22 protein-coding genes are annotated in these 22,899 nt (G+C 59.3%); 12 read left to right on the top strand and 10 right to left on the bottom strand.

Annotated elements, in window-relative coordinates:
* Window position 1: 1 nt before the first annotated feature.
* Window positions 2-697, top strand: coding sequence for an urea ABC transporter ATP-binding subunit UrtE (gene urtE / locus ACR0NO_RS13460; protein ID WP_170643272.1), 696 nt, complete (start codon window positions 2-4; stop codon window positions 695-697).
* Between the two features lie 15 nt (window positions 698-712).
* Here the strand turns inward: urtE and ACR0NO_RS13455 are convergent, their stop codons facing one another.
* The 10 genes from ACR0NO_RS13455 to ACR0NO_RS13410 form a co-directional block, all read right to left on the bottom strand.
* Window positions 713-1,810, bottom strand: a complete 1,098-nt coding sequence (locus tag ACR0NO_RS13455; RefSeq protein WP_480724303.1) for a M56 family metallopeptidase — start codon at window positions 1,808-1,810, stop codon at window positions 713-715.
* Complete coding sequence (locus ACR0NO_RS13450) at window positions 1,797-2,192, bottom strand: BlaI/MecI/CopY family transcriptional regulator (protein WP_170643270.1); 396 nt, start codon at window positions 2,190-2,192, stop codon at window positions 1,797-1,799. The genes ACR0NO_RS13455 and ACR0NO_RS13450 overlap by 14 nt, the downstream gene beginning before the upstream one ends.
* Window positions 2,193-2,257: 65 nt before the next feature.
* A complete protein-coding gene (locus ACR0NO_RS13445; protein ID WP_170378549.1) occupies window positions 2,258-2,659 on the bottom strand; it encodes a DUF2160 domain-containing protein in 402 nt (133 codons plus the stop codon).
* Between the two features lie 8 nt (window positions 2,660-2,667).
* On the bottom strand, window positions 2,668-3,465 hold the full coding sequence (locus ACR0NO_RS13440; protein ID WP_170378551.1) for a carbohydrate ABC transporter permease: 798 nt from the start codon (window positions 3,463-3,465) through the stop codon (window positions 2,668-2,670).
* Entirely contained in the window at window positions 3,462-4,325 is an 864-nt protein-coding gene (locus ACR0NO_RS13435; protein ID WP_085807799.1) for a carbohydrate ABC transporter permease, read from the bottom strand. Before ACR0NO_RS13435 ends, ACR0NO_RS13440 begins: the two co-directional genes overlap by 4 nt.
* Complete coding sequence (locus ACR0NO_RS13430) at window positions 4,325-5,398, bottom strand: ABC transporter ATP-binding protein (protein ID WP_480724302.1); 1,074 nt, start codon at window positions 5,396-5,398, stop codon at window positions 4,325-4,327. The genes ACR0NO_RS13435 and ACR0NO_RS13430 overlap by 1 nt, the downstream gene beginning before the upstream one ends.
* Before the next feature lies 1 nt (window position 5,399).
* On the bottom strand, window positions 5,400-6,449 hold the full coding sequence (locus ACR0NO_RS13425) for an ABC transporter ATP-binding protein (RefSeq protein ID WP_480724301.1): 1,050 nt from the start codon (window positions 6,447-6,449) through the stop codon (window positions 5,400-5,402).
* 86 nt (window positions 6,450-6,535) lie between these two features.
* Window positions 6,536-8,275, bottom strand: a complete 1,740-nt coding sequence (locus tag ACR0NO_RS13420) for an ABC transporter substrate-binding protein (protein WP_170378557.1) — start codon at window positions 8,273-8,275, stop codon at window positions 6,536-6,538.
* A gap of 172 nt (window positions 8,276-8,447) precedes the next feature.
* A complete protein-coding gene (locus ACR0NO_RS13415; protein WP_480724300.1) occupies window positions 8,448-9,158 on the bottom strand; it encodes an aspartate/glutamate racemase family protein in 711 nt (236 codons plus the stop codon).
* Window positions 9,159-9,231: 73 nt separating this feature from the next.
* Window positions 9,232-10,158 (bottom strand): LysR family transcriptional regulator, encoded by a 927-nt coding sequence (locus ACR0NO_RS13410; protein ID WP_475219663.1) that lies wholly within the window; start codon window positions 10,156-10,158, stop codon window positions 9,232-9,234.
* Window positions 10,159-10,249: 91 nt separating this feature from the next.
* Here ACR0NO_RS13410 and ACR0NO_RS13405 point away from each other — a divergent pair, with 91 nt between their 5' ends.
* From ACR0NO_RS13405 to ACR0NO_RS13355, 11 genes are all read left to right on the top strand, one after another.
* Window positions 10,250-11,383 (top strand): enolase C-terminal domain-like protein, encoded by a 1,134-nt coding sequence (locus tag ACR0NO_RS13405; protein ID WP_480724299.1) that lies wholly within the window; start codon window positions 10,250-10,252, stop codon window positions 11,381-11,383.
* Complete coding sequence (locus ACR0NO_RS13400; RefSeq protein ID WP_480724298.1) at window positions 11,380-12,630, top strand: NAD(P)/FAD-dependent oxidoreductase; 1,251 nt, start codon at window positions 11,380-11,382, stop codon at window positions 12,628-12,630. The genes ACR0NO_RS13405 and ACR0NO_RS13400 overlap by 4 nt, the downstream gene beginning before the upstream one ends.
* Before the next feature lie 50 nt (window positions 12,631-12,680).
* Window positions 12,681-13,661, top strand: coding sequence for a TRAP transporter substrate-binding protein (locus ACR0NO_RS13395; RefSeq protein WP_170378565.1), 981 nt, complete (start codon window positions 12,681-12,683; stop codon window positions 13,659-13,661).
* A gap of 69 nt (window positions 13,662-13,730) precedes the next feature.
* Entirely contained in the window at window positions 13,731-14,264 is a 534-nt protein-coding gene (locus tag ACR0NO_RS13390) for a TRAP transporter small permease (RefSeq protein ID WP_480724297.1), read from the top strand.
* Between the two features lie 4 nt (window positions 14,265-14,268).
* A complete protein-coding gene (locus ACR0NO_RS13385; protein ID WP_170461618.1) occupies window positions 14,269-15,582 on the top strand; it encodes a TRAP transporter large permease in 1,314 nt (437 codons plus the stop codon).
* Between the two features lie 6 nt (window positions 15,583-15,588).
* Window positions 15,589-16,521: a hypothetical protein gene (locus ACR0NO_RS13380; protein WP_480724296.1), complete on the top strand. Its 933-nt coding sequence runs from the start codon at window positions 15,589-15,591 to the stop codon at window positions 16,519-16,521.
* Between the two features lie 148 nt (window positions 16,522-16,669).
* Complete coding sequence (locus ACR0NO_RS13375; protein ID WP_170467312.1) at window positions 16,670-17,254, top strand: ANTAR domain-containing response regulator; 585 nt, start codon at window positions 16,670-16,672, stop codon at window positions 17,252-17,254.
* Window positions 17,251-18,420: a CmpA/NrtA family ABC transporter substrate-binding protein gene (locus ACR0NO_RS13370; RefSeq protein WP_480724295.1), complete on the top strand. Its 1,170-nt coding sequence runs from the start codon at window positions 17,251-17,253 to the stop codon at window positions 18,418-18,420. Before ACR0NO_RS13375 ends, ACR0NO_RS13370 begins: the two co-directional genes overlap by 4 nt.
* A 270-nt stretch (window positions 18,421-18,690) precedes the next feature.
* On the top strand, window positions 18,691-20,055 hold the full coding sequence (locus ACR0NO_RS13365) for a CmpA/NrtA family ABC transporter substrate-binding protein (protein ID WP_480724396.1): 1,365 nt from the start codon (window positions 18,691-18,693) through the stop codon (window positions 20,053-20,055).
* A gap of 73 nt (window positions 20,056-20,128) precedes the next feature.
* Window positions 20,129-21,211 carry an ABC transporter permease gene (locus ACR0NO_RS13360; RefSeq protein WP_170378572.1) on the top strand — a complete coding sequence of 361 codons (1,083 nt, stop codon included), beginning with the start codon at window positions 20,129-20,131 and terminating at the stop codon, window positions 21,209-21,211.
* A gap of 5 nt (window positions 21,212-21,216) precedes the next feature.
* On the top strand, window positions 21,217-22,896 hold the full coding sequence (locus ACR0NO_RS13355) for an ABC transporter ATP-binding protein (protein ID WP_480724294.1): 1,680 nt from the start codon (window positions 21,217-21,219) through the stop codon (window positions 22,894-22,896).
* Window positions 22,897-22,899 lie beyond the last annotated feature (3 nt).

Genomic DNA, 22,899 nt, shown 5'->3' with positions numbered 1-22,899 from the left:
GATGCTGAAACTGAACGATCTGACCCTGCATTATGGCCATTCACAAATCCTCAACGGTATCTCGATGGAGGCCGAGAGGGGTGAGGTGACATGCGTGATGGGCACCAATGGTGTCGGCAAGACCAGCCTGATCAAGGCGATCTCGGGCACCCATCCCCGCTCTGGCGGGTCGCTGACACTGGACGGCGAAGACCTCGGCCCACTGCCTGCGCATCAGATGGCCTGGAAAGGTGTCGCCTATGTCCCACAAGGGCGTGAGATTTTTCCGCTTCTGACTGTGCGCGAGAACCTCGAAACCGGGTTCGCCTGCCTTCCTGCGGCTGAACACTTCGTTCCGGATGAGATCTTTGACCTGTTCCCGGTTCTGGCCCAGATGCAGCATCGGCGCGGTGGAGATTTGTCCGGTGGCCAGCAACAACAGCTGGCGATTGCCCGGGCGCTGATCACAAAACCCCGGCTCTTGCTGCTGGATGAACCTACCGAGGGCATTCAGCCCAACATCATCCAGCAGATTGGCGAAGTGATCCGCCACCTGCGCGATCAGGGCCAGATGGCGATCCTTCTGGTCGAGCAGTATTTCGACTTTGCCTACGACCTCGCCGACCGGTTTGTCGTCCTGCGTCGGGGCGAAATCCTGCTCGAAGGCCGCAAGCAGGATGTGTCACGGGATCAAGTCCTTCAAGGCGTCTCTGTCTGACCGAGACGACGCTTTTCAATTACCGCTGTTGCGACGTTCTAGCCGCTCAAGGTTGACAACGGTCGAAAGCATAAGCCGGTCTTGGCTCCACCCGTCGGTCTCGCGCAAACTGGCCGAGCCCCAGGCCAACACAATCGCAAAGATCAGGCTGAAAGACAGAACCATCGCATGCAGCGGATGACCCCCTTTGGGTCCGTCTGCCAAAGCGATCACACGCTGTCGCAGAACCCGCTTCGCCTTGTTCCCATTGACCAGCGCAACATTCAGGACCTGTGGACGCTCGCGCGAGACAGTGCGGGCGCAATAGTCCAACAGGCACTTGGCATAATCCACCGTATCCAGCCTGCGTCTGGCGACAATGGCCTGATCGCAACCAAGCTCGCGCAGCCGCTCAAACTGATATCGCAGGATGTGATAGGCCGGATTCCAGAAAAACAGCGGGCGCAGAAACTCCAGCACCAGCTCCCATTCGACGTCACCGCTGCGCACATGCTGGAACTCATGCGCGATTGCGAACCGCAATTCGTGGCGATCGTTAAGAAGGTTGCTGGGCAGGATTACGTGGCGACGGCGCAGGCCCCGCACGGCAAAGGGAACTTTGATGTGATCCGACAGACGGACATCCACCTTGGCCGAACGTTTCCACAGGAAACTGTCCAGGACCGTCTGACGAATTTGCAGCGCCGCCCAGATCACGCGGATGACCAGCATGGTTGAAACCAAAGCCAAAGCCGCAAGTGCGGCGATCGCCCAGATTGAGCTGCCATCCAAAGCGGCCTCGACCCAGCGCTGGCGCGTGTTCAAAAGCGTTTCAAACTGGGTTGCAGGCAGAGCGATCTCACCCCTCAGATAGGCCGCAACAGCCACGTCGCCGATGGCCATCGGCTGACCGGGCCAGAGAAGTTCGAACAGATGCGCCACCCCAAAGGCCAGCACGGGGCTGAGCATAAGGCAAAGCACCAGCGCTCTGAGCAGGCGAAACTGATCGGAAAAGGACAGTCGCATCGAGGTTCGAGACAGAACAAATCGGGCTGAGAACCACAACACGACCGATAGGATCAGAACAAAATTCAGTTCGAGATAGGCATCGAGAACCGGCTTAACCGCTGTCATTTTGCAGTCTCCTTTCTACCAATGCCCGAATATCCTCAAGATCCGCCTCGCTCAGACCCGCATCATCCACCAAGCGCGCAACCAGCGAGGCTGGTGTGTTGTCAAACAACGTCCGCGAAAGGTTCTGAAGCGAGCGGGCCTGATACCGATCCTTGTCCAGAAGCGGTCTGTAGATCAGGGTCTTTCCGTCCTTACGGCTTTCGACAAAACCTTTTTCGTCGAGAATACGCAGGATCGTTGCACCTGAAGTATAGGCCAGATTCCGTTCCGGTGGCAGGCGGTCCAATACATCACGCACCGAGCCTTCCCCTAGGGCCCAGAGTTCGTTCATGAACTCCAGTTCAACCTCGGTCAGCAGATTTGTCGTCTTTTTCTTTCGCATTGCTCTTGGTGTCGTCATGATTGGTGTGCCTGTCAGACAAGCATCCTTTCGTGTTTTGTCAAAGCCTAAACTTTCCAGAAAACGAAGAAACCCCAACCGATGGACAGAAACAGCGGTGTCCAGACCGGTTGACCCACGAAACCGAGCCAGGCCAGAAAGATATAGGCCGAGCCAAGCAGCGTGATGAACAGGCGGTCGCCCAGCGTTGTGGTCAGACCCAGCACGCCTTTGCGTTCAATGCCATCGCGGAATTTGAACCCTTCCAGCACGCCGATAAGTGCAATGGCCGAGAAGATGCCGACGAACAAAGCCAGCGTGGCTGGCGTCCAAGCCATCCAGAAATCAGGCCACAGCGGATCGGTCCACGAAAAGCCTTTTTCCTCTTGCTGGCCGACGCTGCCCCAACCCGCCTGCTGGGCAAATGCGGCAGAGGGCAGGAAGGGAAGGATGATAAGAAGTTTGCGCATATCGAACCTCACACACGTCCCATCGCGAAACCACGCGCGATGTAGTTGCGGACAAACCAGATGACGATGGCACCGGGGATGATGGTCAGGGTTCCGGCGGCTGCCAGCAGACCCAATTCATACCCCGCGCTGGATGCAGTACGAGTCATCACGGCGGCGATGGGCTTGGCCTCAACCGCCGTAAGTGTTTTTGCCAGAAGCATCTCGACCCACGAGAACATGAAGCAGAAGAACGCCGCCACACCCACACCCGCTTTGATGTTGGGCAGGAAGATCGTCACAAAGAAGCGCGGGAAGGAATAGCCGTCGACATAGGCGGTTTCATCCAGCTCTTTCGGGATACCCCGCATGAACCCTTCCAAAATCCATACCGCCAGCGGCACGTTGAACAGCGTATGCGCCAAGGCCACGGCCAGATGGGTGTCAAACAGCCCGATCGAGGAATAGAGCTGGAAGAACGGCAGCGCGAACACCGCCGCCGGAGCCATCCGGTTGGTCAGCAACCAGAAGAACAGCTGCTTATCGCCCAGAAAGCGGTAACGCGAGAACGCATAGGCCGCCGGCAAGGCCACACAGACCGACAGCACCGTGTTGATCGTCACATAGATGATCGAGTTTATGTAACCCCAGTACCACGTCGGATCGGTGAGGATGGTGGTGTAGTTCTCCAGCGTGAAGGTCTGAGGGAACAGAGAAAAGCCCGACAGGATCTCGTTCGTGGTCTTGAAGGACATGGCTACCAGCCAATAGATCGGCAGCATCAGGAACGCGATATAGAGGATCGGGATAAGAGACCGCTTCTTCATTGCGCGTCATCCTTTGTCATCAGAGTGTAGAAGACCCAGCTGACCAGCAGCGTGATGGCGAAGTAGATCAGGCTCATCGCAGCTGCAGGGCCGAGGTCGAACTGTCCCAGCGCGATCTTCACAAGGTCGATCGACAGCAAGGTTGTTGAGTTGCCGGGGCCACCGCCGGTCAGGACGAAAGGCTCGGTATAGATGTTGAAACTGTCCATGAAGCGCAGCAGAACGGCGATGGTCAGGACAGTCTTCATCTTGGGCAGTTGGATATAGCGGAACACCGACCACGGGCTGGCGCCGTCGATCTTCGCCGCCTGATAATAGGCGTCCGGGATCGACACGAGGCCCGCGTAGCACAGCAGCACAACCAGCGACGTCCAGTGCCAAACATCCATGACGACGACGGTGATCCAAGCCGACAGAGGCTGTTGCGTCATGTCATAGTTGATGCCCAGAACGTCATTCAGGAAGTAGCCCAGCAGGCCGATCTTGGGCAGCGTGAAGATGTTCCACATGGAGCCGACCACGTTCCACGGGATCAGCATCGGCAGGGCCATCAGCACCAGACAGACCGGTACCCAGAACCCTTTGCGCGGCATAGACAGGGCGACGATGATGCCCAACGGCACCTCGATCAGCAGGATCAGGAAGGTGAACAGGAACTGCCGTCCCAGCGCGGCCTGAAAGCGGTCCGAACGCAGGATTTGCTCGAACCAGCCAAGCCCCTCCCAGAAGAACTGGTTGTTGCCGAAGGTTTCCTGCACCGAGTAGTTGACCACCGTCATCATCGGCACCAGCGCGTTGAACGCGACCAGTGCCAACACCGGCAGGACAAAGAACCAGGCTTTTTGGTTTTCCGTTCTCATCAGCTGCGCTCCTCGGTTGCGATCCAGCCGTCGCGGTAAACGCGAGATTGTTCTGGTTTGAATTGCAGGAAGACCTCTGAGCCCGGTTCAGGCACACTATGTTCGGTCACCGCCTTGAGGGCCGTATTGCCGACCATCGCGCTGACCACATAGTGGCGGCCGATATCGGACACTTTGGTGACATGCGCCGGAATGCCGGTATCGCCGAAGCCCACATATTCCGGGCGGATACCCAGATCGGTGCGTCCTCCGTCGCCGTGAGTAGGGCCTTCTAGCACCACTTCATGTCCCTCGAACACGGCCCGGTCGCCTTTGGCCTCGCAGGGCAGAACATTCATGCCGGGGGAGCCGATGAAGTGGCCAACGAAGGTGTGCTGCGGGCGCTCGAACAGCTCAACAGGGGTACCGATCTGAACGACCTCGCCGTCTTGCATCACGACCACCTCATCCGCGAAGGTCAGCGCCTCGGTCTGGTCGTGGGTCACGTAGATCATGGTTGCCTGTACTTTCTGGTGCAGCTCTTTCAGCTTTGAGCGCAGCTTCCATTTCAGATGCGGGTCGATCACGGTCAGCGGCTCGTCAAACATCACCGCGTTCACATCGTCGCGCACCAGTCCGCGCCCCATCGAGATCTTCTGCTTGTTGTCCGGGCTGAGGCCGCTGGCACGGGTGTTCAGCATGTCCGTGACGTCCAGCATCTCGGCGATCTCATCGACGCGCCGTTTGATCTTGGCGGGGTCGACGCCTCGGTTTTTCAGGGGAAAGGCCAGGTTTTCACCGACGGTCATCGTGTCGTAGATCACAGGAAACTGGAACACCTGCGCAATGTTGCGCTGATCGGGTGGAAGGGCCGTAACATCCTGACCGTCAAACAGAATCTTCCCCTCAGACGGCGTCAGCAGCCCCGAGATAATATTCAGCAGAGTGGACTTGCCGCAGCCAGACGGCCCCAGCAGCGCATAAGCTCCGCCGTCGCGCCACGTGACATCGATTTCCTTCAGAGCGTAATCCTCGGGGCCTTTCGGCGCGGGCATATAGCTGTGTCGCAGGTTAGAAAGCTTGATCTGTGCCATATCAGGCCACCCTTTGGCCGTCTTGGCCGAAATACCGGCAATGCGCCGGGTTCATATAGAAACTGTGATCCTCGCCGACCTGATAGGGGTGAACCCCTGCCGCCAAAGACACCCAGTCGTCCGAGCCATGCCGGAAATGCGCGCTGGAGTCCGATCCCGACAGTTCGGTCACGATCACGCGGCCTGTTAGCTCCACGTCGGCCTCGGACGTCCGGATCGGGGTGACGCGATGCGGACGCACAGCGACCATGTATTCGCCATCGGCCATGTTCTGAACCGCCCAACCGCCGCCTCCGGCAAGCTGCGCTTGTGCGCCGGATACCGTGATACGCGCCACGTTGATCGGCGGGTCGGAGAATACGCGTGCCGCGGCCAGATTTTCGGGATTCCGGTAAATATCAGCCGTCGGGCCGAACTGCGTCACATACCCGTCTTCCATCAGAGCGGTATGACCGCCCAGCAACAGCGCCTCTTCGGGCTCCGAGGTTGCGTAGACCACCACGGCCCCGCGCCCGGCGAACAGATCCGGCAACTGCTCACGCAGTTCTTCGCGCAGCTTGTAGTCGAGGTTGGCCAGCGGCTCATCCAGGAATACGGCGCGGCTTTCTTTCGCAATCGCACGGGCTAAGGCGGTGCGTTGTTGCTGGCCACCAGACAGTTCGTGCGGGCGGCGATGCAGCATCGGGCGCAGTTGAAGCAGATCGGCAGCCTCTTCCACACGGCCTTCGATTTCGGATTTCGCCATCCCGGCAACGCGCAGAGGCGAGGCGATGTTGTCGAAGACGGTCATATGAGGGTAGTTCACGAAGAACTGGTGGACCAGGCTGATCTGCCGCTTCTGCGTGTTCAGCTTTGTCACATCCTGCCCATCCATTAAGACCTTGCCCGAGGCGATCGGGTCCAACCCGGCCATCATCTTGATCAGAGAGGTCTTGCCCGATCCCGTCGCACCCAGCAGCACATTGAAATGGCCGGTCTGCAGCGTCAGGGATGTGGGTTTGATATGGATGACGTTCCCGACCCGTTTGGTCGCGTCTTTAAGTTCGATCATGTCCGTGAATTCCGATCCCGCAGCGCGATGCGCTGTCTTGGTCTTGGGATGGGGATGCCGCAATCGGCACCCCCGGTTTCAATCGCTTACTGAGACTGCCAGCGCTGAACCAGTTCGTCATAGTTGACGGTCTGGCCTTGCGGCTTTTCGTTCTCAAGCTTGGCCTTGGGCGAGCCCTCTTTCTCCAGCCAGAAGGCAGGATCCTGCGGCTCGTTCAGACGTGGGCCGCAGCCACCGTAGACACCGGCACTTTCATCCGCGGCCTGCATACGGGCCATGGTGATGTCCATTTCCTCGGCAAGACGATCCATCGCCTCTTGCGGGGTGAAGGCGCCCGAGTTCACGTCACCGATCTGCTGCCACCAAATCTGGGCCAGCTTCGGATAATCCGGCACGTTGATGCCGGTCGGCGACCATGCCACACGGTCAGGCGAGCGGTAGAACTCGACCAGACCACCCAGCTTGGGTGCGCGTTCGGTGAAGGACTCGTGGTTGACCGAGCTGTCGCGGATGAAGGTCAGACCCACATGGGACTTCTTCACATCAACAGTCTTCGACGTCACGAACTGAGCATAGAGCCAAGCCGCCTGAGCACGATCCTCGGGGGTCGATTTAAGGAACGTCCAGGAACCCACGTCTTGGTAGCCGACCTTCTGGCCTTCTTCCCAATAGGGGCCGTGCGGGCTGGGCGCCATCCGCCACAGCGGCGTGCCTTCGTCGTCCACGGTGTTGTTGCCTTCGGACTTCGGCTTCACCATGTCAGCGGTAAAGGCGGTGTACCAGAAGATCTGCTGGGCCACGTTGCCTTGGCTAAGCGCTGGCAGCGACTGGTAGAAGTCATAAGACGCCGCACCTGGAGGAGCGTATGCCCGCAGCCACTCATCCCACTTGCGGATCGCGTAGACCGCAGCCGGACCGTTGGCCGCACCACCGCGCGAGACGGAGGCCCCCACAGGGTTACAGGTGCCCGCTTCCATGCGGATGCCCCATTCGTCAACGGGGATACCGTTCGGCTCACCTACGTCACCGGCACCGGCCATCGACAGCCACGCGTCGGTCATACGCCAGCCAAGGTCAGGCGCGCGTTTGCCGTAGTCCATGTGACCGTAGATTGTCACACCGTCGATCTCTTTCACGTCGTTGGTGAAAAACTCGGCGATGTCTTCGTAAGCGGACCAGTTGACCGGAACGCCAAGGTCATAGCCATACTTTTCCTTGAACGCAGCCTTGTTGGCTTCGTCATCGAACCAGTCTTTGCGGAACCAGTAGAGGTTCGCGAACTGTTGGTCGGGCAGCTGATACAGCTTGCCATCCGGACCTGTGGTGAACTGAATGCCCATGAAGTCATCCAGATCCAGCGTCGGCGAGGTCGTCGCCGCCCAGTCGCCTGCCATCATGTCGGTCAGCGGATAGGCCAGTTGCAGGCGCGAGTGCGTGCCGATCAGGTCGCTGTCATTGACGTAGCCGTCATAGAGGTTCCGGCCCGTCTGCAACTGGGTCTGAACGGCCTGAACCACTTCGCCCTCGCCGAGGATCTGGTGGTTGACCTTGATCCCGGTGATCTCTTCGAACGCCTTGGTCAGCACCTCGGATTCATACGAGTGCGTTGGAATGCCTTCTGACAGAACGTTGATTTCCATACCGGCATAAGGCTGTGCAGCTTCGATGAACCACTTCATCTCGCCCATCTGCTCGTCTTTCGACAGAGTCGATGGCTGGAATTCGTCGTCGATCCAACGTTGTGCTGCGGCTTCGTCGGCCCAAACGGGACCGTGCCCCGCAATGACGGCAGCCGCCGCCACTGCGGAAAGTAGATGTCTCCGCATCTGTTTCCTCCCAAAAACTATGGATTCCGGCGCGAACCGGATGGCAACCAACATCAGCGATTTACCGCGCATCTGTCAAACTAAATTTTTAGTAATTGACGCGAGGGCAGAAAAATTCTGTCTTATACATTGTTATTATTTAATTTTCCCAACCTATCGCAGTAACGCGTTTTCAGAACCTTGGCGGCAAAAGACCGGATTGGAACCACGTCACAAAGCTGACAATCGAGAAAACAGGCAACCCCGTCGCGCTTTGGATATCGGCCGCATAGGGGCACATATTGGTGCATTCCAGAACGATTGCGCCCAGCTCAGGATGGTTTTTTTGCAGCCGCAGAGCCGCCTCGACATTGTCTGCGCGCGCCTTTTCGACATCCAGAGACTCCTCATTCCCCAGAATTGCGCGCGTGAATTCCTGCCCCCCTTCCGTCGTTCCGATCGGCGTTCCTTCGGGCACCTGTGCTATTCGCAAATGATCCTCGGTCAGGGTCGAGGCCGAGATGGTCAGGACCCCAGCACGCTTTCCAGCTGGGAGGGTGCGATTGACCATCTCAACCTGCATCAACGACGAGGTCACGACTGGAACCGGAACGGCCTCGGACAATTCTTGCTGGAACAAGGACAGAAAACCGCAATTCGTGGTGATGCCGTCCGCGCCATCGCGAACAAGGTCACGGGCTGCATCGACAAACGCGCTCAACATGCCCTCGGCCCCACGCCTCACAACAAGGTCAGGCGAGGCATCGCGCACGATCCGATACAGCACCGGAAACGGCCAGGTCGTCGCGTTGCCCATGTCGCCCGGAATGCGCGGAAACCGCGCGTCGAGCATCAAAATACCCACCGACGCTCCGTAGATGGATTTCCCTCCCTGTGCGATCATCTGCCCTCCTCCTGCGTTCTGAGCGTCGAATTCGCCCGACAGTTTCACATCCTTATGCGACTTGCCAACAGCGTTATCCGCTCGTCTGCCGTTCGTCAGGTACCACGCCCTCGGCAAAGGTCTCAATCGAGGTCATCAACTGCGCCAGAAACGCCTGCCCGATGGCGGAGAGCGGGCGGCCTTTGGCGGTGATGACCGCAAGATCCAGCATCACGGGCGGCTGAAACGGCCGGGTTTGATAGCCGTCCTCGCCATCGAAAGACACGGTAAACGGGTCGATTAGGGCTACACCCATGCCCTCCTTGACGAAGCTGAGCAGGTTTTCCGACAAATGCGTGTGGATCTTGGTCCGCCAATCGCACCCAGCCTTCTGGAACACCTCGCGGGTCCGACGGTGTGTTTGATGCTCCGGCCCCATCACGATGAACGGCTCCTTTTCAAGCAGTTCAGGGGTCAGGACCTCGTGCGCGGCCAGAGGGCTGTTTTCGGGAAACGTCGCCAGCGTTTCAAACCGAAAAACCTTTGCATTTAGGGTATCGTGCAGAATGGGCATCTCGACAATGCCGATCTCGAACAGGCCCGACGTCACCCATTCCTGAATTTTCGACGAATATTGCGATTGAAAGCTGACCGACAGATTGGGACGGGATTGCGAGAATCGCGCAATCTCGCGGGGCATGAAGCCGAATGACAGCATATGCGGGGCGGCGACTTGCAACTGACCGGGGTGTTTGTTCTGCAAATCCGTTACGGCCTGCGCCACGTGATCCAACCCGCGCACCACGGTGTCGACCTCACGATAGAGAAGCTCGGCCTCGGGCGTGGGCAGCAAGCGTCCCTTTGTGCGTTCGAACAAGGGCAAACGCGCCTCGCGCTCTAGCTGAGACAGAAGGTTGCTGATGCCCGGCTGTGAAATGCCAAGCACTGACGCGGCGCCGGTGACCGTCCCTGTCTCCATGATCGCGTGAAAAGCCTGTAACTGACGAAATCTGAGGGACATCCGAACATCACTTTTTCTGATAGTATAAGCAAGATATAGTATTTGAAATGATATTCCGGTCAAGGCAGGCTGCGTCCTGACCGGAGGTGGGATGTCTGATCTACAACAGAAAATTACGGGCTATGATCTATGGCATCTTGCGCTGCCGGTGACATCGCGTCGGGATCACGGCATCGGTTCGGTCGAGGGGGTGTGCGAAGTCGTCATCCTCAGACTAACCGCTGAGGACGGCACGCAAGGGTTTGGTGAGGCCTCGCCCTGGTCGGTGTTTACCGGCACGCCCGAGGCCACGTTTGCCGCGCTGGACCGCTATCTGCGCCCGCTGGTTTTAGGCGCGCGCCTGTCCGACCGGGCCGCGATCATGGCCCAGGCCGCCCACGCGGTCGCCCACTGTACCGAAGCCAAGGCCGCGTTGGAGGCCGCGCTGCTGGACCTGACTGGCCGCATCTCCGCCCTACCGGTTTGGGCCTTGTTGGGCGGCAAGTGCCGTGATGCGATCCCGCTAAGCTGCTCCATCGCCAATCCTGACTTTGCGCAGGATATCGACCTGTTGGCGCGGTTGCGCGATGATGGCGTGCGGATCGTGAAACTCAAGACAGGGTTCAAGGATCATGCGTTCGACATCATGCGGCTTGAATATCTGGCCCAGAACCACCCCGAGATGGCCGTCCGCGTGGACTATAATCAGGGGCTGAGCATTGAGGACGCCCCGGCGCAGGTGCGCGACGTGGCCCAGTTTCAACCCGACTTCATCGAACAACCGGTACGGGCGCAGCACTTTGGCATGATGGCCCAGCTGAAGCAGATGATCGACGTCCCTCTGCTGGCCGATGAAAGCGTCTTTGGCCCCGAGGACATGGAGCGCGCAGCAAACGAAGGGATCTGCGATGGCGTTTCGATCAAGATCATGAAGTCTGGCGGTCTGACACGGGGTCAAACGGTCGCCCGCATGGCCGCCGCCCATGGGTTGAGCGCCTATGGCGGCGACATGTTCGAAGCAGGCTTGGCCCATCTGGCCGGTACCCACATGATCGCCGCAACGCCCGAGATCACATTGGGCTGTGAGTTCTATCAGGCCAGCTATTTTCTGAAAGAAGATATCCTCGAAACCCCTTTCGAGGTGCGGAACGGTCAAGTCATCGTGCCAGACGACCCCGGACTGGGCGGCAGGCCGGATCTGGCCAAGCTCAACCACTATGCGGTTGCGAAATCGGGGGCAGCATGAGCGACAGGAAGACCATTGCAATCATCGGTGCTGGGATTGTCGGCGTTTCGGCCGCGGTCTGGCTGCAGCGGGATGGACATGATGTAATCCTGATTGACAAAGCAGGACCTGCCGAGGGGACGTCTCATGGCAATGGCGGGGTACTTGCCTCCTGCTCAATCGTTCCGGTGACAGTGCCGGGCCTGCTGCGCAAAGCCCCCCGCATGCTGTTCAGCCCATCTGAGCCGCTGTTCATGAAATGGGGTTACCTCCCCAAGCTTGTGCCTTGGCTGACCCGTTATCTGAGCCATGCAAAAGCCCACGAGGTAGACCGGATCGCCGCCGCCCTGACTCCGATCATTGGCGACAGTTTGAACGACCACAAGGCCCTAGCCGAAGGGACAGGGGCGGAGAAATGGCTGCTCCCGTCGGACTATCTGTTCCTTTACCGCGACCGGGCTCATTTCGAAGGGGACGCCTTTGGGTGGGGCATCCGGCGCAAGCATGGGTTTCACTGGGATGAGCTCGAAGGGCAGGCCTTGCATGACTATGACCCTGTCTTCAGTCGCGACATCTCATTTGCGACCCGGCTGGCGGATCACGGCCATATCAGAGATCCGGGCCGCTATGTGAAAGACCTTGCCGCCCATGTCGAGGCCAATGGCGGGCGCATTCTGCGCGCCGAGGTTGAGGATGTCATCCGTGAAGCAGGCAAAGTCACCGGCGTGCGCGCGGGCGGCGAGACCATCTCCTGCGACACGGCCATCGTCAGCGCGGGCGTCTGGTCCGGGCCTTTGGCCAAACGGCTGGGCATCACGGTCCCGCTGGAAAGCGAGCGCGGCTACCATCTGGAACTGGTTGAACCATCGGCCATGCCCCGCAGCCCGGTCATGGTGGCCTCCGGTAAATTTGTTGCCACACCGATGGATGGGCGCATACGGTTGGCGGGTATTGTCGAATTTGGCGGGCTGGACGCTCCGCCCTCACGCGCGCCGTTTGAATTGCTGCGCAAGAACGCCCGAGCAGCCCTGCCCGGCGTGACATGGAAGGAGGAAATTGAATGGATGGGGCACCGACCGGCCCCTGCGGACTCGATCCCGATCATCGGTGAGGTTCCCGGTATTTCCGGAGCCTATATGGGCTTTGGCCACCACCATATCGGCCTGACCGGCGGCCCAAAAACCGGCCGTTTGCTGGCTCAGATGATCGCAGAGCGCACGCCAAACACAGATACCAGCATCTACGCGCCAGCACGGTTCGCAACATGAATAATTCGGCTCAAGAAGCCAGTCCAACGCATAACAATAGGGAGACTATCATGAAGAAACTCACTAGCCTTCTCGCGGCAACCGCATTGACCGCCGCCGCGGCTGCCCCCGCCATGGCCGAGAAATGGGACATGCCGATGGCCTATTCGGCCTCGAACTTCCACTCGGCGACGGGTGCTGAATTTGCCAAATGCGTAACAACCGGAACCGGCGGCGAGATCGAGATCGTGACCCACCCCTCGGGCTCGCTGTTCAAAGGTGCCGATATCAAGCGCGCAATCCAGACCGGGCAGGCCCCGATTGGCGAGCGCCTGTTGTCCGGCCACCAGAACGAAAACGCGCTGTTCGGCTTCGACTCGATCCCCTTCCTTGCCACGTCCTTCGACGACAGCGCCAAGCTGTGGGAAGCGGCCAAGCCCTCGATCGAGAGCCTGCTGGCCGAGCAAAACCTGACGCTGCTTTACGCCGTGCCTTGGCCACCGCAGGGGCTGTACTTCAAGAATGAGGTGAACTCGGTCGCCGATATGAAAGGCATCAAGTTCCGCTCCTACAACAACGCCACCTCACGTCTAGCTGAACTGACGGGCATGCTGCCGGTGACGATTGAAGCCGCAGAGATCAGCCAGGCCTTTGCAACGGGCGTGGCGGACTCGATGGTGTCCTCCGGCTCGACCGGCTATGACCGCAAGGTCTGGGAAAGCCTGAACTATTTCTACGAAGTCGACGCCTGGCTGCCGCGCAACTACGTGATGGTCAATTCGGACGTCTGGTCTGGTGTGTCTGACGCCAACAAGAACGTCATCAAAGCCTGTGCGGAGCTGGCCGAGTATGCCGGTAACTGGCGCGCCAAGGAATATACCGGCTTCACACTGCAAGGTCTGCGCGACGGTGGCATGACCGTTGGTCCGGCCTCTGACCAGATGGTGGGTGAGTTGAAAGAAATCGGCGTCACCATGACCAACGAATGGCTTGAGGCTGCGGGCGACGAGGGCAAAGCCATCGTCGATGCGTTCAACGCCGCGCAGCAATAACGCCAAATCGGGCGGCAGGTCCTTCTGCCGCCCGCACCATCTCAAAAAAACAAACTAAGCGGGGACAGTATGGCGGTTATGCGTGGGCTTCGGTCCGTTCTGGATTTCATTTATCAGGCCGCAGGCGTTCTGGCCGCACTGAGCCTGATCGCCATATTGCTGCTGATCGTGGTGCAGATGCTGGCCCGCTGGACCGGAGAGGTCTTTCCCGGCGCGCCCGACTATGCCGGATACGCCATGGCGGCCGCGTCCTTTCTGGCCTTTGCCAATGCGCTGAACCGAGGCAGTCATATCCGTGTATCCATTCTGTTGAACGCCGTGCCGGACGGATTCAGGCGTGTTCTGGAAATCTGGTGTTTCGCCATCGGCACAGCGGTGATGTGGTATTTCTGCTGGTACGCCTACCGCTTTGTCTATTGGAGCTGGAAATTCAACGATGTCAGTCAGGGGCAGGACAGAACAGCCCTGTGGATTCCTCAATCCGCCATGCTGATCGGCGCCGTGATCCTCGCCGTCGCACTAACCGACCATCTGCTCCACGTGCTGTTCAAGGGGGATCACCGCATCACCCCCGATCTGGCCGACCAAAGCCAGGGGGAATGAGCGTATGGAAAACCTTTCGATCATCATCCTGTTCATCTTCGTCCTCTTCACCCTGCTGGGCACCGGAGTTTGGGTCGGCCTTGCCCTGATGGGCGTCGCCTGGGTCGGGATGGAGCTGTTCACGACCCGCCCCGTCGGCGACGTCATGATCACCACGATCTGGTCCGCGTCTTCGTCCTGGACCCTGACCGCGCTGCCTATGTTCATCTGGATGGGGGAAATCCTGTATCGAACGCGATTATCCGAGGATATGTTCAAGGGGCTTTCGCCATGGATGGCCCCTCTGCCCGGCGGGTTGGTGCATACCAATATCGTCGGTTGCACGGTCTTCGCTGCGGTGTCTGGCTCATCTGCGGCCACGCTGACCACCGTGGGCAAAATGTCGATCCCGGAACTGCGCAAGCGAAATTACCCCGAACGTATGATCATCGGCACCCTGACCGGAGCGGCTACATTGGGCCTGATGATCCCGCCCTCACTGACGCTGATCGTCTATGGTGTCACCATCAATGAATCCATCACCAAGCTGTTCTTTGCCGGCATCCTGCCCGGCCTCGTTCTGGCCGCGATGTTCATGGGCTATGTTGCGATCTATTCGAAACTTGGCAAGGACTGGCAGCCCAACGTCGAAGCCAAGCTGAGCTTCCGCGAGAAAATCCACAACTCTCGCTTCCTGTTGCCGGTGATCCTGTTGATCACGGTGGTGATTGGCTCGATGTATCTGGGCTATGCCACTGCAACCGAAGCCGCCGCCTTTGGCGTGATCGGAGGGCTGTTGCTGGCCGCCGGTCAAGGCTCGCTCAACTGGAAGACCTTCACCGAAAGCTTGATGGGCGCAACGCGCACCAGCGCGATGATTGCCCTGATCCTTGCAGGCGCGGCCTTCCTGTCGTTGTCGATGGGCTTCACTGGCCTGCCCCGAGGCCTCGCCGACCTCATTGCCGGGTGGGAACTGACACGGTTCGAGCTGCTCATGGTGCTGCTGGTCTTCTACATCATTCTGGGGTGTTTTCTGGACGGCATCTCCTCGGTCGTGCTGACCATGGCCGTGGTCGAGCCGATGATCCGCGATGCTGGCATTGACTTGATCTGGTTCGGTATCTTCATCGTCGTTGTCGTAGAGATGGCCCAGATCACGCCGCCCATCGGCTTCAACCTGTTTGTGATGCAGGGCATGACCAACCACGAGATGAGCTATATCGCCCGCGCCGCCATTCCGATGTTCCTGATCATGGTGCTGATGGTATTTGTTCTGATCTGGTTCCCTGAACTGGCTACCTGGCTGCCCGAGAACCTGCGTCAGAGCCCCGGCGGGTAGCGCCACTTGAACCCGCTACATCTGGCGGCCCGCAATGGCCCCATTGTACTGGTCGCGGGGCTGGTTGCCGGTCTGCTCTTGCCTAGCCTCGCCGAGCCGATGCGCCCGCTGTTGCCGCCGCTCGTCATGGTGCTTCTGTTCGTAACCGTCCTGAGGATGGAGCCAAAAACACTCATTGGCTCGCTGTCAGACCTGCGCAGCGTGATCCGCACGATTGCAGCACTGCAACTTGCGGTGCCGCTGACGCTTCTGGCTATTGGATACACGGCTGGCTGGATGAGTTCGCCGATCTTCCTGTCGCTGCTCATCGTCGCCGCAGCGCCCTCGATTTCCGGTAGCCCGAACATGTGCCTGATGATGGGTCACCCGGCGGAACACGCAGTGCGGCTAGTGGTGGTGGGAACCGCGCTTTTGCCCCTGACGGCGCTGCCCGTCTTCTGGCTCATGCCAGAGCTGGAGGATATTCGCGCCGTCACCGGTGCCTCGGCCCGCTTGTTCCTGACCATCGCCGTTGCGGCCTCCGCCGCGATCGTCTTGCGCCTGACTGTCCTCAGAAACCCGTCCGCGTCCACGCTCAGCAATCTTGAAGGGCTGGGCGCGATCACCCTGGCGGTCTTTGTCATCGGCCTGATGCCATCACTCAGCGCGACTGCCTTAGAGGCCCCCGGCATAGCGCTGTTTTGGGTCGCTTTTGCCTGCGTGATCAACTTTGGCGCTCAGGCCGTGATGTCCAGCCTATTGCGCAGGCGGAGCCCACCAGCACAAGCAACGGCTGTTTCTTTGATCGCAGGCAATCGCAATATTGCCTTGTTCTTTGTCGCTTTGCCGCCCGAGGTCATTGCGCCGATCATGGTCTTTATCGGGGCCTACCAGATTCCGATGTACCTGACGCCGACCCTGATGCGGCGACTATATCGAACGAAAGCTTCTGACCCCTAGGTAGTACCAATAGCTGCGCCCTGTGATTGCCTGAAGAATACGCACTCAGACGTTGTTCGCCCAAAAATTGATCTACACTTGTGGTCCCTTTGCAAGCGCAGCAATCGATCTGTTGCCAACCCCATGCGGCGCGCCCAACTGACTCCGTATGAGCCAGAACCTGACAGTTGTTGTTGTAGAACAGAACCAAGACCGGGCCTTTGCCATCGTGGATGCGCTGAAGGAGTCCGGAGATGTCGATGTATTCGTGATCGGCAATGCATCTGGTTTAGCGCGGAAGATTGCCACCCACAGCCCCGATATCGTCCTAATTGATATCGACAATCCGTCGCGCGACATGCTCGAGGAATTGACCGTTGCTTCAGGTCCCTTGGAGCGTCCCGTCGCCATGTTTGTGTCCGGTGCGGCCGGAGGTTTGGCAAAAGCCGCTGTTGAGGCGGGTGTTTCAGCCTATGTGGTCGACGGCCTGCAGGCCGAGCGGATCAAGCCGGTGATCGACACGGCCATCGCCCGGTTTCAGGTGCTGCGCCAGATGCGGACCGAACTGGCCGAGACCCGCCGCGCTCTGGAAGAACGCAAGGTGATCGATCGCGCCAAGGGATTGTTGATGAAAGCCAAAGGCGTGCCCGAGGATGAGGCCTATGCCCTGTTGCGCAAAACCGCAATGAACCAGAACCGCAGGGTGGCCGAGGTCGCCGAGGCTTTGGTTACGGCCTCGGGGTTGCTGTCATGAGGACCGTCACCCTGCCCGTCGCCTACATGCCGCTGGTCGATGCCGCCCCGTTGATTGTCGCGCGCGAGATGGGGTTCGATCACGCCGAGGGCGTTTCGCTGGATCTGCGCCCTGCCCCATCCTGGTCATCTCTGCGCGACATGCTGGCCTTCGGGCATGTTGATGCGGCGCATCTGCTGTCCCCGGTCCCCGTGGCGATGGCCTTGGGACTTGGCGGTATCGCAACCCCGCTTTCGGCCGTGTCGGTGCTGTCGATGAATGGCACCGTGATTGGCATTGGCACGCAATTGGCCGGGCGGCTAGCACATCAGGGATATGGTTTTGATTTCGCCGATGCCGCCAAAGCCGGCGTAGCCTTGGCAAAAGCCGCCGGAGACGTTCTCGTCTTTGGCGTCCCCTTCCCTTTCTCGATGCATGTCGAACTGTTGCGCTACTGGGTGGCGGGAACGCCGCTGGCCTCGAAAAAGGTGGAAATCCGCACCGTACCGCCGCCATTGATGGCACAGGCCCTCGCAGGAGGCGAGATCGACGCCTTCTGCGTGGGTGAACCCTGGGGATCCTTCGCGGTCGACGACAATGTCGGCAGTCTGCTTCTGCCGGGTCAGGCGATCTGGACCTGCGCTCCGGAAAAGGTTCTGGCGGTGCGCAACGACTGGGCCGAGACAGAGCCACATCTGCTCGGCAGTCTGATGCGGGCTGTCTGGCGCGCCGGGCGTTGGCTATCAAGTGAAGACAGCCGCACAACCGCGTCCGAGATGCTGTCCCGCAAATCCTATCTCAACGTCTCGCCCGAACTGATCGACCGCGCCCTGATGGGAGAGTTCACGATCTCTGCCCGCGGCGAACAGCGTCATGTTGACGGGTTCGTCGAGTTCTTTGATGGGGCCGCCACCTTCCCGTGGCGCAGCCAGGCGAAATGGATGGCGCATCAATTGGCCCTGCGAAACGGGCTGGATGTCGCAACCGCCGAGCGTCAGGCCGCCAAGGTCTTTCGCAGCGATCTTTATCGTCGTGAACTGCAGGGTTTGGGCGTGGAATCACCGGGAGCCTCGGAAAAGCTGGAGGGCGCGCTGCCCACCTCAACCGCTGTGGCCTCAACCCATGGCAGCCTGATTCTGCCCCCGAATGTCTTTTTCGACCGGCGCATTTTCGAGCCGACCGGTTAAGATTGCCTAATTTTTTTGCAGTGCAGCATTCGACAACGCTGCATTGCAGAAAAAGTACCTCTGAAATGCCAAAAAAGGATGACGACCCAAACCCGACAAGGCTTAATCGGGTCAACGGCAGGCAACGACGCCCACCGTAAGAATTCGCCCGCCGAAATGGGCATCCACCAAGAGCAGAGCCGCTCGACCACCCGCCAATCCTCCCGGCGGTGTGTGTCGGCGGCTTTTTTGTTTGCCCAACGCGATTGGGCTGAACCGAAAGGGATCGAGATGAAAAAGCTACTTCTGGGCCTTATTGCGTCTACCGCGCTTGTCTCTCCGGCATTGGCCGAGCTGGAACTGGAAAAAGACGAACTGACCTTTGGCTTTATCAAGCTGACGGATATGGCCCCGTTGGCCGTCGCCTACGAACAGGGCTACTTCCTGGAAGAGGGTCTGTTCGTGACGCTGGAAGCGCAAGCCAACTGGAAAGTGCTGCTGGACGGCGTGATCGGCGGGCAACTTGACGGCGCGCATATGCTGGCAGGCCAGCCTTTGGCGGCGACCATCGGATACGGGACCGAAGCCCATATCATCACGCCTTTCTCGATGGACCTGAACGGCAATGGCATCACCGTCTCTAACGAGATTTGGGAAGAAATGAAGCCCAATATCCCAAAGATGGATGACGGTCGCCCGCAGCACCCGATTAGTGCTGAGGCCTTGGCACCGGTCGTTGAGAAATACAAGTCCGAAGGCAAGCCGTTCAACATGGGCATGGTCTTCCCAGTTTCGACCCATAACTACGAGCTGCGCTACTGGCTAGCCGCTGGTGGTCTGCATCCGGGGTATTACAGCCCCGAAAACGTGACCGGTCAGATCGGCGCGGACGTCTTTCTATCTGTGACGCCTCCGCCGCAAATGCCCGCCACTTTGGAGGCCGGTACGATCTATGGCTATTGCGTGGGCGAGCCGTGGAACCAACAGGCCGTTTTCAAAGGCATCGGTGTTCCGGTCATCACCGACTATGAGCTTTGGAAAAACAACCCTGAAAAGGTCTTCGGCATCACGGCCGAGTTCGCCGTAGAGTACCCAAACACCACTCTGGCTGTGACCAAAGCGCTGATCCGCGCGGCGCAGTGGCTGGATGAGAACGACAACGCCAACCGCCCCGAGGCAGTCGAGATCCTAAGCCGTCCGGAATATGTTGGCGCGGACTATGACGTCATCGCCAACTCGATGACCGGCACGTTCGAATACGAAAAGGGCGACAAGCGCGAGGTTCCCGATTTCAACGTGTTCTTCCGCTACAATGCGACATACCCGTTCTACTCTGACGCCGTCTGGTACCTAACTCAAATGCGCCGCTGGGGTCAGATCGCCGAGGCCAAGCCCGACAGCTGGTATGACGAAGTCGCCAAGTCGGTCTACAAGCCCGAAATTTACCTCGAGGCCGCGCGCCTGCTGGTCGACGAAGGGCTGGCGAACGAAGCTGATTTCCCATGGGACAGCGACGGCTATAAAGCCCCGACCCCGGCCGAAGATATCATCGACGGTATCGCCTATGACGGCCGCACCCCCAACGCCTATCTCGAAAGCCTGTCCATCGGTCTGAAGGGCGAGCAGAAGATCGTCGGTTCCGACGTACAAGGCTAATCCCCCAAACGCCGCGCCCGGCCCTCGCCGGGCGCGGACCCCAAAGTGCCCCGCCATCGCAAGGACACATCAGATGACAACGGTCGATCCCGAATTCAACGCAGACGCCGCCCGAGAGGAACGTCGCGCCCGCCTTTTCACCCGCATCAACGCAGCCGACAAGTGGTTCCAGGTGTTGGGCCTCAGCTGGGCTACGCCCGTCCTGAAGGCCGCCGCAGGAGACAACCCACGCGCCCAGATGACCGAGATTTGGCGGTTGTTGATCGTTCCCCTGCTGTCGATCTGTGCCTTTCTGCTGCTTTGGGCCACACTGGCCCCCAAGGTGCAGACCTCGCTTGGTGCGGTGCCCGGACCTGCGCAGGTCTGGAGTGAGATGGTCAGCCTGAACGAAGACGCACAGGCCAAGGCCGCCAAGCGCGCCAAATTCGAAGCGATGGTCGAAAAGCGCAACCAGAAGTTCATTGATGCCGGTCAGCCCGAAAAGGTGAAGGAAGTCGCCTTTACCGGGGCGCCTTCGTATTACCAGCAAATCTGGACCTCGATCAAAACGGTGTTTTTCGGCTTTCTGATCGCCACAGTGGTCGCCGTGCCTCTTGGCATCGCGGCCGGCCTGTCTCCGACCGCCAATGCCGCGCTGAACCCGCTGATCCAGATCTTCAAACCGGTATCTCCGCTGGCCTGGCTGCCGATCGTCACCATGATCGTCTCGGCCGTTTACGTCACAAATGACGGCTGGTTCGCCAAGTCTTTCCTGATCTCGGCCATCACCGTCACCTTGTGTTCGCTGTGGCCCACACTGATCAATACATCGCTAGGTGTAGCCTCGATCGACAAGGACTTAGTGAATGTCTCCAAGGTGTTGAAAATGAACACCTATACCAAGATCACAAAACTGGTGCTGCCCTCTGCTCTGCCGCTGATCTTCACCGGCCTGCGCCTGTCGCTGGGCGTCGGCTGGATGGTTCTGATCGCCGCGGAAATGCTGGCGCAGAACCCCGGTCTGGGCAAGTTTGTCTGGGATGAGTTCCAGAATGGCTCGTCTAGCTCGCTCGCCAAGATCATGGTCGCAGTATTCACCATCGGCATCATCGGCTTCCTGCTGGATCGCGTGATGTACGCGCTGCAATCCCTGTTTACCTTCACGAATAACCGGTGATCGAGATGAGCATTCTGAGCTTCAAGAACGCCTCGAAATCCTTCGGTGAAGGCACCGCACGCACCGATGTGCTGAAAGGCATCGACCTTGACGTGCAAGAGGGTGAGTTTCTGGTGATCCTCGGCTTCTCGGGCACTGGCAAGACGACCCTGATCAACCTGATGGCCGGTCTGGATACGCCAACCAAGGGCGAGGTCACATTCAAAGGTACTCCGATCAAGGGTCCGGGCCCTGAGCGTGGCGTAGTCTTCCAGAACTACTCGCTGATGCCCTGGCTGACGGTCAGCGGCAATGTGGGTCTGGCAGTGGATACGGTCTTTCCCGGCCTCAGCAAGGCCGAGAAAGCCGAGAAAGTCGCACACTATGTGAAGATGGTTGGACTCAGCCATGCCGCATCGCGCCGCCCGGCGGAGTTGTCCGGCGGGATGCGCCAGCGGGTCAACGTGGCGCGTGCCTTGTCGATGAACCCCGAAGTTCTGCTGCTGGATGAGCCTTTATCGGCGCTCGACGCGCTCACCCGCGCCAATCTGGCCGATGAGATCGAACATATCTGGGAAGCCGACAAGAAAACTTGTGTCCTCATCACCAATGACGTTGATGAGGCGATCATTCTGGCCGACCGTATCATTGCCCTGAACCCGGATGGCACTCTGGGGCAGGAATTCCGCGTTTCGATTCCGCGTCCGCGCGAGCGTGGTGCGATGAACAACGACGAGACCTTCAAACGCCTGCGCTCGGACGTCACCAAATACCTGATGGATGTGGGGATCGAGGCCAAGGTCGAAGGCTCTCGTATCCTGCCGGATGTCACCCCAATCCACGGGGTTCCAACAGCGGTCGCCGAGGCGCAGAAAGGGATGATCGAGAACCGCTTCCTCGACTTCTCGCAGCTGCACAAGGTGTATCCGACGCCCAAAGGCCCCCTGACCGTCGTTGAGGATTTCGACCTGAAGATCGACAAGGGCGAGTTCATCTCGCTGATCGGCCATTCCGGCTGCGGCAAGTCCACGGTTTTGACTATGGCTGCGGGTCTGAACGACATCTCGAAAGGCGCGATCAAGTTGGATGGCCGCCATGTCGAAGGGGCCGACCCGGAACGCGCGGTGGTGTTCCAATCGCCCAACCTGTTCCCCTGGCTGTCCGCCAAGGAGAACGTCGCGATTGGCGTCGACAAGGTCTATCCCAAGGCCAGCATCTCCGAGCGGCAGGATGTGGTGGAGTACTATCTGGAACGCGTCGGACTGGCTGACGCGATGGACAAATCTGCCTCGGATCTCTCGAACGGTATGAAGCAACGCGTCGGCATCGCCCGCGCCTTTGCTCTGTCTCCCAAGCTGCTGCTGCTGGATGAACCGTTTGGAATGCTCGACAGCCTGACCCGTTGGGAATTGCAGGAAGTTCTGATGGAGGTCTGGTCCCGCACCAAGGTCACCGCAATTTGCGTCACCCACGACGTGGATGAGGCAATCCTTCTGGCCGACCGCGTGGTGATGATGACCAACGGCCCGCAGGCGACGATCGGCAAGATCACCAATGTCGACCTACCGCGTCCACGCACACGCAAGGCCCTGTTGGAGCACCCGGATTACTACGCCTACCGGCAGGAGGTCCTCGATTTCCTCGAAGAATACGAACACGGCGCCAAGCCGAAATCGCGCGCCCCCAAGGCGATTGCAGCGGAGTGAGAT

It is taken from the genome of Ruegeria sp. CL3 (genome assembly GCF_056536505.1).
Note: the sequence above shows the minus strand (reverse complement) of the source record. Positions and strands in the feature narration are given on the sequence as shown.

Bases quoted from the DNA above. Each gene is read 5' to 3' on its own strand.
- urtE (WP_170643272.1), top strand. From the start codon at position 2: ATGCTGAAACTGAACGATCTGACCCTGCATTATGGCCATTCACAAATC.
- ACR0NO_RS13455 (WP_480724303.1), bottom strand. From the start codon at position 1,810: ATGACAGCGGTTAAGCCGGTTCTCGATGCCTATCTCGAACTGAATTTT.
- ACR0NO_RS13450 (WP_170643270.1), bottom strand. From the start codon at position 2,192: ATGCGAAAGAAAAAGACGACAAATCTGCTGACCGAGGTTGAACTGGAG.
- ACR0NO_RS13445 (WP_170378549.1), bottom strand. From the start codon at position 2,659: ATGCGCAAACTTCTTATCATCCTTCCCTTCCTGCCCTCTGCCGCATTT.
- ACR0NO_RS13440 (WP_170378551.1), bottom strand. From the start codon at position 3,465: ATGAAGAAGCGGTCTCTTATCCCGATCCTCTATATCGCGTTCCTGATG.
- ACR0NO_RS13435 (WP_085807799.1), bottom strand. From the start codon at position 4,325: ATGAGAACGGAAAACCAAAAAGCCTGGTTCTTTGTCCTGCCGGTGTTG.
- ACR0NO_RS13430 (WP_480724302.1), bottom strand. From the start codon at position 5,398: ATGGCACAGATCAAGCTTTCTAACCTGCGACACAGCTATATGCCCGCG.
- ACR0NO_RS13425 (WP_480724301.1), bottom strand. From the start codon at position 6,449: ATGATCGAACTTAAAGACGCGACCAAACGGGTCGGGAACGTCATCCAT.
- ACR0NO_RS13420 (WP_170378557.1), bottom strand. From the start codon at position 8,275: ATGCGGAGACATCTACTTTCCGCAGTGGCGGCGGCTGCCGTCATTGCG.
- ACR0NO_RS13415 (WP_480724300.1), bottom strand. From the start codon at position 9,158: ATGATCGCACAGGGAGGGAAATCCATCTACGGAGCGTCGGTGGGTATT.
- ACR0NO_RS13410 (WP_475219663.1), bottom strand. From the start codon at position 10,158: ATGTCCCTCAGATTTCGTCAGTTACAGGCTTTTCACGCGATCATGGAG.
- ACR0NO_RS13405 (WP_480724299.1), top strand. From the start codon at position 10,250: ATGTCTGATCTACAACAGAAAATTACGGGCTATGATCTATGGCATCTT.
- ACR0NO_RS13400 (WP_480724298.1), top strand. From the start codon at position 11,380: ATGAGCGACAGGAAGACCATTGCAATCATCGGTGCTGGGATTGTCGGC.
- ACR0NO_RS13395 (WP_170378565.1), top strand. From the start codon at position 12,681: ATGAAGAAACTCACTAGCCTTCTCGCGGCAACCGCATTGACCGCCGCC.
- ACR0NO_RS13390 (WP_480724297.1), top strand. From the start codon at position 13,731: ATGGCGGTTATGCGTGGGCTTCGGTCCGTTCTGGATTTCATTTATCAG.
- ACR0NO_RS13385 (WP_170461618.1), top strand. From the start codon at position 14,269: ATGGAAAACCTTTCGATCATCATCCTGTTCATCTTCGTCCTCTTCACC.
- ACR0NO_RS13375 (WP_170467312.1), top strand. From the start codon at position 16,670: ATGAGCCAGAACCTGACAGTTGTTGTTGTAGAACAGAACCAAGACCGG.
- ACR0NO_RS13370 (WP_480724295.1), top strand. From the start codon at position 17,251: ATGAGGACCGTCACCCTGCCCGTCGCCTACATGCCGCTGGTCGATGCC.
- ACR0NO_RS13365 (WP_480724396.1), top strand. From the start codon at position 18,691: ATGAAAAAGCTACTTCTGGGCCTTATTGCGTCTACCGCGCTTGTCTCT.
- ACR0NO_RS13360 (WP_170378572.1), top strand. From the start codon at position 20,129: ATGACAACGGTCGATCCCGAATTCAACGCAGACGCCGCCCGAGAGGAA.
- ACR0NO_RS13355 (WP_480724294.1), top strand. From the start codon at position 21,217: ATGAGCATTCTGAGCTTCAAGAACGCCTCGAAATCCTTCGGTGAAGGC.